This window comes from Pseudomonas gorinensis (assembly GCF_042015035.1).
Taxonomy (GTDB): domain Bacteria; phylum Pseudomonadota; class Gammaproteobacteria; order Pseudomonadales; family Pseudomonadaceae; genus Aquipseudomonas; species Aquipseudomonas gorinensis.
The window spans coordinates 3,314,711-3,328,126 of the sequence record NZ_CP167125.1; the positions used below are offsets into that span (position 1 = coordinate 3,314,711).

9 protein-coding genes are annotated in these 13,416 nt (G+C 63.3%); 2 read left to right on the forward strand and 7 right to left on the reverse strand.

Annotated features, from left to right (window positions below; translation table 11 throughout):
• Nucleotides 1–8 precede the first annotated feature (8 nt).
• Nucleotides 9–1,217 (forward strand): amino acid deaminase, encoded by a 1,209-nt coding sequence (locus tag AB7933_RS15210; protein WP_024075085.1) that lies wholly within the window; start codon nt 9–11, stop codon nt 1,215–1,217.
• A 116-nt stretch (nt 1,218–1,333) separates the two neighbouring features.
• Nucleotides 1,334–2,242, forward strand: a complete 909-nt coding sequence (locus AB7933_RS15215; protein ID WP_024075086.1) for a sugar kinase — start codon at nt 1,334–1,336, stop codon at nt 2,240–2,242.
• Nucleotides 2,243–2,547: 305 nt separating this feature from the next.
• Here the strand turns inward: AB7933_RS15215 and AB7933_RS15220 are convergent, their stop codons facing one another.
• The 7 genes from AB7933_RS15220 to AB7933_RS15250 all read right to left on the reverse strand — a co-directional run bounded on the left by AB7933_RS15220 (nt 2,548) and on the right by AB7933_RS15250 (nt 13,416).
• Nucleotides 2,548–2,823 (reverse strand): peptidylprolyl isomerase, encoded by a 276-nt coding sequence (locus AB7933_RS15220; RefSeq protein WP_010564624.1) that lies wholly within the window; start codon nt 2,821–2,823, stop codon nt 2,548–2,550.
• Between the two features lie 43 nt (nt 2,824–2,866).
• Nucleotides 2,867–5,404: a PAS domain-containing hybrid sensor histidine kinase/response regulator gene (locus AB7933_RS15225; protein WP_024075087.1), complete on the reverse strand. Its 2,538-nt coding sequence runs from the start codon at nt 5,402–5,404 to the stop codon at nt 2,867–2,869.
• Between the two features lie 143 nt (nt 5,405–5,547).
• A complete protein-coding gene (locus AB7933_RS15230) occupies nt 5,548–7,500 on the reverse strand; it encodes an acetoacetate--CoA ligase (RefSeq protein ID WP_024075088.1) in 1,953 nt (650 codons plus the stop codon).
• Between the two features lie 192 nt (nt 7,501–7,692).
• A complete protein-coding gene (locus AB7933_RS15235; RefSeq protein WP_024075089.1) occupies nt 7,693–8,466 on the reverse strand; it encodes a 3-hydroxybutyrate dehydrogenase in 774 nt (257 codons plus the stop codon).
• Between the two features lie 7 nt (nt 8,467–8,473).
• Nucleotides 8,474–9,865 (reverse strand): GntP family permease, encoded by a 1,392-nt coding sequence (locus AB7933_RS15240; protein WP_024075090.1) that lies wholly within the window; start codon nt 9,863–9,865, stop codon nt 8,474–8,476.
• A gap of 459 nt (nt 9,866–10,324) precedes the next feature.
• Nucleotides 10,325–11,722 carry a sigma-54 interaction domain-containing protein gene (locus tag AB7933_RS15245; protein ID WP_024075091.1) on the reverse strand — a complete coding sequence of 466 codons (1,398 nt, stop codon included), beginning with the start codon at nt 11,720–11,722 and terminating at the stop codon, nt 10,325–10,327.
• 122 nt (nt 11,723–11,844) lie between these two features.
• Nucleotides 11,845–13,416, reverse strand: a complete 1,572-nt coding sequence (locus tag AB7933_RS15250) for an ABC transporter ATP-binding protein (RefSeq protein ID WP_024075092.1) — start codon at nt 13,414–13,416, stop codon at nt 11,845–11,847.

Below are 13,416 nucleotides of genomic sequence, written 5' to 3' on the forward strand. Positions count from 1 at the left end.
AGCTTTCCATGTCTGCCATCAATGCCGTTGAAAAGGGCGCCGCTGCAGTCGGCGCCCACCTGGTCCGTGACGTCAGCCTGCCGGCGCTGGTCCTGCACCGCGATGCCCTGGAGCACAACATCCGCTGGATGCAGGATTTCGTCAGCCGCAGCGGCGCGCAGCTTGCGCCGCACGGCAAGACCAGCATGATGCCGGCGCTGTTCCAGCGCCAGCTGGCGGCCGGTGCCTGGGGCATTACCCTGGCCACCGCGGTGCAGACTCGCGCGGCTTATGCAGGTGGCGTGCGGCGTGTACTGATGGCCAACCAACTGGTGGGCGCGCCGAACATGGCGTTGATCGCCGACCTGCTGGCCGATGGGGATTTCGACTTCCACTGCCTGGTCGATCACCCGGATAACGTCGCTGACCTGGGGCTGTTCTTCGCCGCCCGTGGCCTGCGCCTGAACGTGATGATCGAGTACGGCGTGGTCGGCGGCCGTTGTGGCTGCCGCAGCGAGCAGGCCGTGCGAGACCTGGCCAAGGCGATCAAGGCCCAGCCGGCCCTGGCCCTCACCGGTATCGAAGGCTATGAAGGCGTGATCCATGGCGAGCACGCCATCAGCGGCATCCGTGACTTCGCCGCCAGCCTGGTACGCCTGGCCGTGGACTTGCAAAACAACGGCGCGTTCGACTTGGCCAAACCTATCATCACCGCCTCGGGCTCGGCCTGGTACGACCTGATCGCCGAGTCGTTCGAGGTGCAGAACGCTGCCGGTCGTTTCCTCAGCGTATTGCGCCCTGGCAGCTATGTGGCCCATGACCACGGTATCTACAAAGCGGCGCAGTGCTGTGTACTTGAGCGCCGCAGCGACCTCAGCGAGGGCCTGCGCCCGGCGCTGGAAGTCTGGGCCCATGTGCAATCGCTGCCCGACCCAGGCTTCGCGGTGATCGCCCTGGGCAAGCGCGATGTGGCCTACGACGCCGGCCTGCCGGTGCCGCTCAAGCGCTACCGAGCGGGGATCCTGCCAGCGGAAGGGGAGGATGTGAGCGCCTGCAACGTCACGGCAGTGATGGATCAGCACGCGTTCATGACCGTGGCCCCGGACGTTGAACTGCGCATTGGCGACATCATTTCCTTTGGCACCTCCCACCCTTGCTTGACCTTTGACAAGTGGCAGGTCGGTTGCCTGGTGGATGAGCAGTTGCAGGTGATCGAGTCCCTGCATACCTGCTTCTAGACCGTGTCGCGCCTATCGGGGGCAAGCCCCCTCCCACATTTGAAAGGTGTTCACACGTCAACGTGTGGGAGGGGGCTTGCCCCCGATGAGGCCATCAGCCCCCCGAGACAGCAACCATGACCACCCATCCCCGCATCGCCTTGATCGGCGAATGCATGATCGAACTGCAACACCGCGCCGACGGCAGCCTGCAACAAAGTTTCGGCGGCGACACCCTCAACACGGCGGTGTACCTGCGCCGTGAGCTGGGCGACATCGGCAGCGTCGACTATGTCACTGCCCTGGGCGACGACAGCTTCAGCGATGCGATGTGCGCGCAATGGCAGGAAGAGGGGCTTGGCCTGGGCCGGGTCCAGCGCCTGCCTGGGCGTTTGCCGGGGTTGTACTGCATCCAGACGGATGCGAACGGCGAGCGCAAGTTTCTCTATTGGCGTAATGAAGCGGCGGTACGTGACTGCTTTACCACGCCGGCCGCCGCGCCGATCCTGGCGGCATTACCTGGTTATGACGTGGTGTATTTCAGCGGCATTACCCTGGCGGTAATCGGTGATATCGGGCGCGCGCGTTTGCTCAAGGCCCTGATCGAAACCCGTCGGCGTGGCGGCAAAGTGGTGTTCGACAACAACTACCGGCCGCGGCTGTGGGCCACGGTGGACGTTGCCCGTGAGGCGTATCGCACAGTACTGGCCGAGGTGGATATCGCCTTGCTGACCGAAGATGACGAGCTTGCATTGTTTGGGTACGCCGACAGCGAACAGGTGTTCGCGGCGTACCCGGCGATTGCCGAAGTGGTACTCAAGCGTGGTGCGCAGGCCTGTTTGATCCGTTGCGACGGTAAGCGCTTTGCCGTGCCGGCGCTGAAGGTGGAGACGGTGGTGGATACCACGGCGGCGGGGGATTCATTCAGTGCGGCGTACTTGGCCAGTCGGCTCAAGGGGGGCTCGCCGGAGGCGGCGGCGTTGGCCGGGCATCGGTTGGCGAGCCGGGTTATCCAGGTGCCGGGGGCACTGATCCCCAGGGAGTAAGTGAATGGCCGCCTGCGGCGGATCGGGGGCTTGCCCCCGATGGGCATGGGTATCTACGTAACTTTTCTGCCCCCCGACAAATCTCCCTGTGGCGAGCGGGCTTGCCCCGCGTTGGGCTGCGTAGCAGCCCCAGTAAAGAAGAACGCGGTGCATCAGACACTCTGTAGAGGTTGGTTTTGGGGCTGCTACGCAGCCCAACGCGGGGCAAGCCCGCTCGCCACAACAGCCCTGTCTGCCGCGCGTTCAGCGTTGAGCCAACGTTGTGTAGATACCCATGCCCCCGATGGGGGTCTTAAGTCATAGCCTCAATCGCGGTAAAACACCTGCACCAGGTGATAGCCAAACTTGCTCTTGATCGGCCCGTGAACCACCTTCACCGGCTTCTTGAAGATCACCGCATCGATCACCCCCACCATCTGCCCCGGCCGCACTTCGCCCAAGTCGCCGCCGCGCTTGCCGGACGGGCAGGTGGAGTATTTCTTGGCCAGCACATCAAAGGCTTCGCCCTTGGCGATGCGCTGCTTGAGTTGTTCGGCTTCTTCGCTGGTTTTCACCAGGATATGACGGGCTTGGGCTTTCATGGTTCTCTACCAGGTGTGCGACGGCGCGCGATTATGCCTGAACTCATTCGACCACGCTGATCATGCTGCGGATCTTGGTCGCCAACAGGTCGATGGAAAACGGTTTGGCCACCATGTCCATGCCGTCCTCCAGGAACCCCTGGCGTTCGGCGGCTTTCTCGGCGTAACCGGTCATGAACAGCACGCGCAGGCCCGGGCGATGCTGGCGGGCGATTTCCGCCAGTTGCCGGCCGTTCATGCCGGGCAGGCCAACGTCGGTCACCAGCAGGTCCACACGCAGGTCCGACTCCAGCAGCGGCAGCGCAGCACGGGCGTCCGCCGCCTGGTGGGCGGTGTAGCCCAGCTCGTCGAGCACATTGACCACCAGCATGCGCACGGCGGGGTCGTCCTCGACGACCACGACCGCTTCACCGGCCAGGGCCACTGGCGCTTCGCTCGAGTGCGGCGGCAGGCTGCTTTCCAGGGCGGTGCCGTGCAGCCGCGGCAGGTACAGGCGCACGCAGGTGCCCTGGCCCGGTTCGCTTTGAATGGTCACATGGCCGCCGGACTGCTGGGCAAAGCCATAGATCATCGACAGGCCCAGGCCGGTGCCCTGGCCGATCGGCTTGGTGGTGAAGAATGGATCGAACGCCTTGGCAAGGATCTTCGGCGCCATCCCGGAGCCGTTGTCGCTCACGCCGAGCATCACGTAGTCACCGGCCTTGACCGGTTCGAGGGTGGTGATGTCGGTGCCGTCCAGGTAGCTGTTGGCGGTTTCGATCAGCAGCTCGCCGCCGTCGGGCATGGCGTCGCGGGCATTGATCACCAGGTTGAGCAGGGCGTTTTCCAGCTGGCTGGCATCGGTGTTCACCGGCCAGATATCGCGGCCCAGCTGCACGTTCAGGGTGATATGCGCGCCCTTGGTGCGGCGGAACAGGTCCTCCAGGGAGGCTACCAGTTGATTGGGGTCGGTCGGGCGCCGGTCCAGCGACTGGCGCCGCGAGAACGCCAGCAAGCGGTGGGTGAGGGCGGCGGCACGATGGGCCGAGGCTACGGCGGCGTCGGCAAAGCGGCCGATATCGTCGCTGCGCCCGGCGGCGATATAGCGTTGCATCAGGTCCAGGCTGCCGATAATGCCGGTGAGCATATTGTTGAAGTCATGGGCAATGCCGCCGGTGAGCTGGCCCACCGCTTCCATTTTCTGCGCGTGGCGCAGGGCGTCTTCGGCGCGTTCACGCTCGAACATCTCGTTTTGCAGGCGCTGGTTGGCCTCGGCCAGTGCCTGTGTGCGCTGGGCGACGCGTTCTTCGAGGTTCTCATTGAGGTTGCGCAGGGCTTCTTCGGTGAGCTTGCGTTCGGTTTCATCGATCACAAAGATGTAGAAACCATTGACCGAGCCGTCATTGCTGAAGCGCGGCAGGTACTTCATCAACGCATGGCGCGGCCGGCCATCGTGATGGGGGGTAATGGTGGTGAAACTGCACGCCTTGCCCCCCAGCGCAGCGGTGATCATGTCCTCGCGCCCGGCATACACCTCATCGCCGAGCACTTCGCGGATGCTCTTGCCGTACAGCTCCTGGGGCGTCATGCCGTACCAGTCGAGGTAGGCACTGTTGTTCAGGCGAAAGCGTTGCTCATGGTCAACGTAGCCGATCAGCACCGGCATGGCGTTGATGATCAGTTGCAGTTCGGTCTGGCTTTGGCGCAAGGCCTGTTCGGTATGCTTGCGTTCGGTAAGGTCCAGCGCGGCACCGAGGAAGCGTGCCGGGCGGCCCTGCGGGTCCTTATAGCAGCGCCCGCGCGCGAATACCCAGCGCACCTGGCCATCGGCTTGCAGCAGGCGGTATTCCTCGGCGTATTCGGTGCCATGGGTGATGCAATGCTTGATGCTGCGCGCCACCGTGCCACGGTCTTCCGGGTGCACGCCTTGCAGGTAATCGCTGATGGGCAGGAGGCTCGCTTCGTTGGGGTCGACGCCATGCAGGAAGGCGAAGTGCGCGTCGGCGATAAAGCGGTCTTCGCCGATGTCCCAGTCCCAGGTGCCCACTGCATCGGTGGCGGCCAGCGCCAGTTGCAGGCGTTGTTCAGTGTTGTGCTGGGCCTTGAGGCTGTCTTCGGAACGCTGTTGCAGTTCGAGGGCCTTGCGGCGGCGTTCGTTGGTCTCGATGGCGGTGACCAGGATGCCGGCCACGGCGCCGCTTTCGTCGCGGATCGGGCTGTAGGTCAGGTCGAGCCAGATTTCAGTGTCGCGATGATCGCGTTGCAGTACGAAACGCTGCTCGGTGAACGTGCGCACCTGGCCGCCGAGCACGGCGTCATAGATCGGTGCGGTGAAGTCTTGCAGCTCCGGCCAGGTCGCGTGTGCCGGCTGGCCCAGGGCGCCGGGGTGTTTGTTGCCCGCCAGGCGCGCGAAGCCATCATTGTAGAGCTGGATAAGTTGGTCGCCCCACAGCAGGAGCATCGGCATCGGCGAGTTGACGACGATATCCACGGCGGTACGCAAGCTCTGCGGCCAATCATTGGCCTCACCGAGAGGGCTGCGCGCCCAGTCCAGCCGCGCAATCAATGCAGCGGCTTCGCTGTCGGTGGATGTTCCCTTCATGACAATGCCCTGAGCGTAACGCTTTGAAAATGACAAAGAACAGATTATCCCGTGAGTCGGGAACGGCTGGCTACCCCTCGAAAAGTAGCATGCATTTGGGCGTTGTCTTCAAATGAGTGTCTCAGGGCTGAAACCGTTCCACCTCAAGCCAGCTCAGGACGGTCGCGAAATTGCGCCAGGGCCTGGGGGTTGGCCAGGGCGTCGGTGTTTTTCACCGGCTCGCCATGCACCACGTTACGTACCGCCAATTCCACGATCTTGCCGCTGATGGTGCGGGGGATATCGGTGACGGCGAGGATCTTCGCCGGCACATGGCGTGGCGTGGTGTTGGCGCGGATCACCTGGCGGATTTGCTGCTCCAGGGCCGCATCCAGTTCAACGCCATCGTTGAGGCGCACGAACAGCACCACGCGCACGTCGTCCTGCCAGCGTTGCCCGATGGCCAGGCTCTCCAGCACCTGCGGGACTTTTTCCACCTGGCGATAAATCTCGGCGGTGCCGATGCGCACGCCGCCGGGGTTGAGCACTGCGTCGGAGCGTCCATGGATCAGCAGGCTGCCATTGGGGCGTTGCTCGGCATAGTCGCCCTGGGCCCAGACGCCCGGGAACTGGCTGAAATACGAGGCGCGCAGTTTTTGCTGCTGCGGGTCATTCCACAGGCCGATGGGCATGGCCGGGAAGTGCCGGGTACACACCAGTTCGCCTTTTTCACCGATTAACGGCCGGCCCTGGTCGTCCCACACTTCGATCGCCATCGCCAGGCTCTTGCATTGCATTTCGCCACGGCGCACAGGCAGTACCGGGTTGCCGATCACAAAGCAGGAGACGATATCGGTGCCGCCAGACATCGACGACAGGCACAGCTCTGCCTTGATCTCGCGGTACACATAGTCGTAGCTCTGGGGCGACAGCGGCGAGCCGGTGGAAATCAGCCCTTTGAGGCTGCCCAGGTCATGGCTCAGGCGCGGTTGCAACCCGGCCTTTTCCAGGGTGACGAGGAACTTGGGGCTGGTGCCGAACACGCTGATTTTTTCTACGTCGATCAGGTCAATCAAGCGCTCGGGGCCGGGGTGGAAGGGCGAGCCGTCATACAGCACCGCCGTCGCACCCAAGGCCAATACCGAGACCAGCCAGTTCCACATCATCCAGCCGCAGGTGGTGTAGTAAAACAAGCAGTCCTCGCCGGACAGGTCAGCATGCAGGCCGTGCTCCTTGAGGTGGGTGAGCAGCACGCCGCCGGTGCCGTGGATGATGCACTTGGGCACGCCGGTGGTGCCGCTGGAATAGAGGATGTACAGCGGATGGTCGAACGGCACCGCGACGAATTCAGGTGCGCCGCCGGGTTGGTAGAAGTCACTCCACAGCGCGACGCGGGCCTCGGTCCGATAGTCCTCGACCCGCGCCTGGGGCCGGGCATACGGCACGATGATCAACTGCTGCAGGGACGGCAGGCGTGCGAGGATCTCGTTGAGTTTGGCGCTCTGGTCGATGTCCTTGCCGGCGTAGCGGTAACCGGCGCAGGTGATCAGCACCTTGGGCTCGATCTGGCCGAAGCGGTCGATCACGCCTTGGGTGCCGAAGTCCGGCGATGAACACGACCAGATCGCGCCCAGGCTGGTGGTGGCAAGCATGCCGACCAGGGTTTGCCAGGTGTTGGGCATGCATGCCGCCACCCGGTCGCCCACCCCGACGCCGGCCGCGCGCAGGCTTTTTTGCAGGCCGGCGACGTGGGCGGCCAGTTCGGCGTAGGTCAGTTGTTCGCGCTGGCCGTCTTCGCTGATGGCGACCACGGCGGGGTGATCGTCGCGACGGCGCAGCAGGTGTTCGGCAAAGTTCAGGGTCGCGCCGGGGAACCACTGGGCGCTGGGCATCTCGGCGCCTTCGATCAGCGCCGCGCTGGGCGGGCTGCGAAACTGCACGTCGAAAAAGGCCACGATCGCCTGCCAGAAGTCCGGGCGCTGGTCGATGCTCCACTGGTGCAGGGCCGGGTAGTCGCTGAGCTGCACGCCGTGGCGATCATTGATAAAGCGCCGGAACTGGTCCATCCGGGTGTTACGGATGCGTTCGGGGGAGGGTTGCCAGAGGATCTCGGACATCAGCAAGGTCTCTTGTTCTTGTACAGGTCTTCCAAACGATAGAGTTCCAATGTGGGAGGGGCGGTGCGACGATTCGACTTGCCCACGATAGCGGTGAGTCAGTCACAAATGCATGCGCTGACACTCCCTCATCGGGGGCAAGTCGAATCGTCGCACCGCGCCTCCCACAGTTTAGATCTCCAGTGTCAGGTTTTATTGAGCCAGCCAACCACCATCGATATTCCACGCCGCGCCCCGCACCTGGGCGCCGGCCTCACTGCACAAAAACAGCACCAGTTCGCCCAACTGCGGCGGTGTCACGAACTCCAGCGACGGCTGCTTCTCGGCCAGCAAATCATGCTGCGCCTGTTGCGGATCGACGCCACTGGCCGCGCGGTCATCGATCTGCTTCTGCACCAGCGGGGTCAGCACCCAGCCTGGGCAGATTGCGTTGCAGGTCACGTTACCGGTCGCGGTCTCCAGGCCCACCACCTTGGTCAGGCCGATCACGCCATGCTTGGCCGCCACATACGCGGCCTTGCCCACCGAACCGACCAGGCCGTGCACCGAGGCGATATTGACGATACGCCCCCAGCCCTTGGCCTTCATGCCCGGCAGGCTCAAGCGCGTGCTGTGGAATACCGAAGACAGGTTGATCGCAATGATCGCGTCCCAGCGTTCCACCGGGAAGTCTTCCACCGCCGCCACATGCTGGATGCCGGCGTTGTTCACCAGAATATCCACGCCGCCGAATTCGCGCTCGGCATAGGCGATCATGTCGGCGATCTGCGCCGGGTCGCTGACGTCGGCGGGGTGATGCCCGACCTTGCCGCCGAACGCCTGCACCTGGGCGATCACCGCGCTGGCGTCGCCAAAGCCGTTGAGGATCAGGTTGGCGCCGGCCTTGGCCAGGCTCAAGGCGATGCCCAGGCCGATACCGCTGGTGGAGCCGGTGACCAGGGCGGTCTTGCCGTTCAATGTCGTCATGAAAACCTCACACAATGCCGGTGGCATAGAAAGTACCGATCACCACGAACACCGCGAGGGTCTTGATAATCGTGATGCCGAAAATGTCCTTGTAGGCTTCGCGGTGGGTCAGCCCGGTGACCGCCAGCAGCGTGATCACCGCGCCGTTGTGGGGCAGGGTGTCCATGCCGCCGCTGGCCATGGCCGCGACCCGGTGCAGCACTTCAAGGGGGATATTGGCCGCATGGGCCGCTGAAATAAAGCTCTCGGACATGGCCGCCAGGGCGATGCTCATGCCGCCGGACGCGGAGCCGGTGATCCCCGCCAGCAGGGTCACGGTAATCGCTTCGTTGACCAGCGGGTTGGGGATGCCCTTGAGCCAGTCCGCCAGCACCAGAAAGCCCGGCAGCGAGGCGATCACCGCGCCAAAGCCGTATTCCGAGGCGGTGTTCATCGCCGCCAGCAGCGCACCGCTGACCGCGCTTTTACTGCCTTCGGCCAGCTTGCTTTTGATCGCCGACCAGCCAAACACCAGTACGATCACGATGCCCACCAGCAATGCCGCCTGCACCGCCCAGATCGCGGTGAGCTTGGCGATTTCGGTCGTCACTGGCGTACTCATGCCCGGCAGGCTGAGGCTGTGGGTCTTGCCGTACCACAGTGGAATCCAATGGGTGAACAGCAGGTTCATCACCCCCACCAGGATCAGCGGCGACAGCGCGATCCATGGGTTGGGCAGGGTCAGGTTCTCGGCGGTTTCCGGCTCGTTGCGCAGCTCGGTGCCGTAGCCTTCGCCGGCCCGTTGCGCTTTGTTGCGTTGGCGGGCGAGGTAGAGCATGCCGGCGCAGAACACGAAGATCGTACCGATCAGCCCCAGCCAGGGGGCCGCCCAGGCGGTGGTGTTGAAGAAGGTGCTGGGGATGATGTTCTGGATCTGCGGCGTGCCGGGCAGGGCGTCCATGGTGAATGAGAACGCACCGAGGGCGATGGTCGCCGGGATCAAGCGCTTGGGGATATTGCTCTGGCGGAACATCTCTGCCGCGAACGGGTACACCGCAAACACCACCACAAACAGCGACACGCCGCCGTAGGTGAGCAGGGCGCAGACCAGCACGATCACCAGCATCGCCTGGCGCGTACCGAGCAAGCGGATCGCCGCGGCCACGATCGAGCGCGAGAAGCCCGACAGCTCGATCAGCTTGCCGAACACCGCACCGAGCAGGAATACCGGGAAGTACAGTTTGATAAAGCCAACCATTTTTTCCATGAACACCCCGGTAAACGCAGGGGCGACAGCGGACGGGTCGGTGAGCAGGACAGCGCCGAGGGCGGCGATGGGGGCAAACAGGATAACGCTATAGCCACGGTAGGCAGCCAGCATCAGCAGCGCGAGGGCTGCCAGGGCAATGATCACACTCATGGTGTGTCTCCATCGGATTGTTATTGTTGTGGGTAAAGCTGTGGGGAGGGCTATAGCGAGATGTATGCCAATTATTTAACTTGTTGAAATATATGGGCATTTTTTAATTTTTCGGGCGGGGCCCCAGATTCTGTCTCAATTTGGAGACAAACATAGCTCAAATGTGGGAGGGGGCTTGCCCTAATGCCGTTCAGTTAAGGCTTTTTTGTAGGAGCGAGCTTGCTCGCGAAGAACTTACAGGCGCCGCGTTCATTCAGGAAACACGCGTTATCGTTGACGTTTTTCGCGAGCAAGCTCGCTCCTACAGAAGGCGATGTACGCTTAACTGAACGACATTAGGGCTTGCCCCCGATGAGGGAGTGTCAGTCACTTATTTGTTAACTGATCCGGCGCTATCGGGGGCAAGCCCCCTCCCACAGGGATTGTCTTTGTCTGGAGAATAAAGTCTCTACTTTGAGACTAGGCGATGCCCAGTGCGACCATCTTCTTGTACAACGTCGACCGCCCGAGCCCCAATCGCTTGGCCGCCTCCACCACATTCCCTTCACAGGCCTCGAGCGTCGCCGCAATCAGCTGCCGATCGAACCGCGCTCGCGCCGCCGCGAACGTCTCGCCTTCGACCGTTTTCACTTCGTTGCGGGCTACCGGGCTGAACGTGCCGATCGCCGCGCGAATCTCGGCGGCATTCAATACCTGGTCATCGCTCAACAAGGCTGCCCGCTCCAGCACATTGCGCAGTTCACGGATATTCCCCGGCCACGCATGCTGCGCCAACAACACGAGGGCTTCACGGTCCAGTTCATGCTGGCTGTGCAGTTCTTCGAGGATCGCTTCGCTCAGCGCGGGAATATCCTCCAGGCGCTCACGCAATGGCGGCACCTGAATGGGCAGCACATTCAGGCGGTAGTACAAATCCGCGCGAAACTCACCGCGCTTGATCGCCGCCTCCAGGTCCATGGAGGTGGCGGCGATGACCCGTACATCACTGTGCAGCATCTCGTTGGAGCCCACCGGTTCGAATTCTTTTTCCTGCAACACCCGCAGCAGCTTGCTTTGCAGGGGCAGGGGCATGTCACCAATTTCATCGAGGAACAGCGTGCCGCCCTGGGCGATCTGGAATTTGCCGGGCCGGCCCTTGCGGTCGGCACCGGTAAACGCGCCGGGGGCGGTGCCGAAGAACTCGGCTTCCAGCAGGTCGTGGGGGACGGCCGCGCTGTTGATGCTGACAAACGCCTTGTGCGCACGCTTGGATGCGCCGTGGATCGCCTGGGCCAGCAGCTCTTTGCCGGTGCCGGTTTCGCCGAGCAGCAACACCGGCGACTCGGCACTCGCACTGCGCCGCGCCCGGCGTTTGACGTCGAGGCTGGCGGCGCTGGTGCCGATAAAGTGTGCAAAGTTGTACTTGCTCTGCCGCGAACGCAGCAGCGAGCGGGTGGAGGCCAGTTCCGCCTGCATGCTCAGGTAACGCTCGATCAGCGGCGACAGGTTGCGCAGCTCATCGAACAGCGCAAAGCCAATCGCGCCAATCACCGTGCCGGCATTGTTGTGGATCGGCAGGCGCATCACCACCAGCGGGCCTTTGGGCGTGTCCTGGATATCCAGCAGAATCGGTTGGTCGTTGCGCACCACCTGGCGCAACAGGCTGTTGGAGATCACCCGTTCGCAAGGCTGGCCGATGGCTTCGTCGGCGCTTTTGAGGCCGAAGCGCTTGGCGTAGCGCTCGTTCATCCACACGATATTCGCGTCGCGATCGACAATCACCGTGCCTTCGCTGGACTGCTCGATGATCTCGAACAGCGACTGGATCGCCAGGCCGCGAACCTGTTCGTAATCCTTGAGGTTTTCGGTGATGTTCATGCCGGCAGAATCCTGTAGGAGCGAGGCGGACGGCTAGTCCTTGCTCGCGAAGGTCGTCAACGATAACGCGGTACATCTGGAAGAACGTGGCGTACTTGGATTCTTCGCGAGCAAGCTCGCTCCTACAAGGGGATGTGCGCGGCGGCCAGCAGTTCCTTGGTATAGGGATGTTGTGGCGATTCAAATACCGCATGGCTCGGCCCGCGCTCCACCACCTTGCCATCCTTGATCACGATCATGTCATGGGCCATGGCGCGCACCACCGCCAGGTCATGGCTGATAAACAGGTAGGTCAGGCCGTATTTTTCCTGCAACTCGCGCAGCAATGCCACCACTTGCTTCTGCACCGTGCGGTCCAGGGCCGAGGTGGGTTCGTCGAGCAGTATCAGCGCCGGCTTGAGCACCAGCGCGCGGGCGATGGCGATACGTTGGCGCTGGCCGCCGGAAAACTCGTGTGGGTAGCGATGCCGGCTGGCGGGGTCGAGGCCGACCTCCTTGAGCACCTGGATCACCTGCGCTTCGCGGTCGGCCAGGCTGCACGGTGCATGCACTTCCAGGCCTTCGCTGATGATCTGCTGCACCGACATGCGCGGGCTGAGGCTGCCGTAGGGGTCCTGGAACACCACCTGCATCTGCTTGCGCCACGGGCGCATCTGGTGGTGGTTGAGCGGGTCGAGGGCTTTACCCTGGAAGCGGATGCTGCCGGTGGAGTCGAGCAGGCGCAGGATCGCCTGGCCCAGGGTGGATTTACCCGAGCCCGACTCACCGACGATGCCCAGGGTCTTGCCGCGCTGCACGCTGAGGCTGATGCCGTCCACGGCGCGCAGGTAGGTCTTGCGCTGGAACAACCCACCGCCGAGAGGAAATTGCACGGTCAGGTCGTCCACCTGCAACACGGTCTCGCGCTCCTCGCCGCACAACACGTCGCCCGCCGGCTCCGCATCCAGCAGCAGGCGGCTGTAGGGATGCTGCGGCGCGGTGAACAAGGTCTCGCAGGCGGCCTGCTCGACAATCTCGCCGGCATGCATCACGCACACCCGCTGGGCGATGCTGCGCACCAGGTTGAGGTCGTGGCTGATCAGCAGCATCGACATGCCCAGGCGTTGTTGCAGGGACTTGAGCAGCAGCAGGATCTTGCGCTGCACGGTGACGTCCAGCGCGGTGGTGGGTTCGTCGGCAATCAGCAGTTGTGGCTCGCAGGCCAGGGCCATGGCGATCATCACCCGTTGGCGCTGGCCGCCGGACAGTTGGTGCGGATACGCCTTGAGGCGTTCCTGGGGTTTCTGGATGCCCACCAGGCCCAACAGTTCCAGGATGCGCGCCTGCGCCGCCTTGCCGCCCAGGCCCTTGTGCAGCAGCAGGGTTTCGCCGATCTGCTTTTCGATGCTGTGCAGTGGATTGAGCGAGGTCATCGGCTCCTGGAAGATCATCGCGATGCGATTGCCGCGCAGCTTTTGCAGGGTGGTCGCCGGCGCGCCGATCAGTTCCTGGCCGCGATATTTCACCGACCCGGTGGTTTGCGTACCGGCCTCGGGCAACAGTTGCAGGATCGAGTGAGCGGTCACCGACTTGCCCGAGCCCGACTCGCCCACCAGCGCCAGGCACTCGCCGGGGCGCACGTCCAGGCTCAGGTTGTGCACCACGGTCTGGCCACTGAAGGCGACGCACAGGTCACGAATTTCGATCAGGTTCAT

Bases quoted from the DNA above. Each gene is read 5' to 3' on its own strand.
- AB7933_RS15220 (WP_010564624.1), bottom strand. From the start codon at position 2,823: ATGAAAGCCCAAGCCCGTCATATCCTGGTGAAAACCAGCGAAGAAGCC.
- AB7933_RS15225 (WP_024075087.1), bottom strand. From the start codon at position 5,404: ATGAAGGGAACATCCACCGACAGCGAAGCCGCTGCATTGATTGCGCGG.
- AB7933_RS15235 (WP_024075089.1), bottom strand. From the start codon at position 8,466: ATGACGACATTGAACGGCAAGACCGCCCTGGTCACCGGCTCCACCAGC.
- AB7933_RS15215 (WP_024075086.1), top strand. From the start codon at position 1,334: ATGACCACCCATCCCCGCATCGCCTTGATCGGCGAATGCATGATCGAA.
- AB7933_RS15240 (WP_024075090.1), bottom strand. From the start codon at position 9,865: ATGAGTGTGATCATTGCCCTGGCAGCCCTCGCGCTGCTGATGCTGGCT.
- AB7933_RS15210 (WP_024075085.1), top strand. From the start codon at position 9: ATGTCTGCCATCAATGCCGTTGAAAAGGGCGCCGCTGCAGTCGGCGCC.
- AB7933_RS15250 (WP_024075092.1), bottom strand. From the start codon at position 13,416: ATGAACCTGATCGAAATTCGTGACCTGTGCGTCGCCTTCAGTGGCCAG.
- AB7933_RS15230 (WP_024075088.1), bottom strand. From the start codon at position 7,500: ATGTCCGAGATCCTCTGGCAACCCTCCCCCGAACGCATCCGTAACACC.
- AB7933_RS15245 (WP_024075091.1), bottom strand. From the start codon at position 11,722: ATGAACATCACCGAAAACCTCAAGGATTACGAACAGGTTCGCGGCCTG.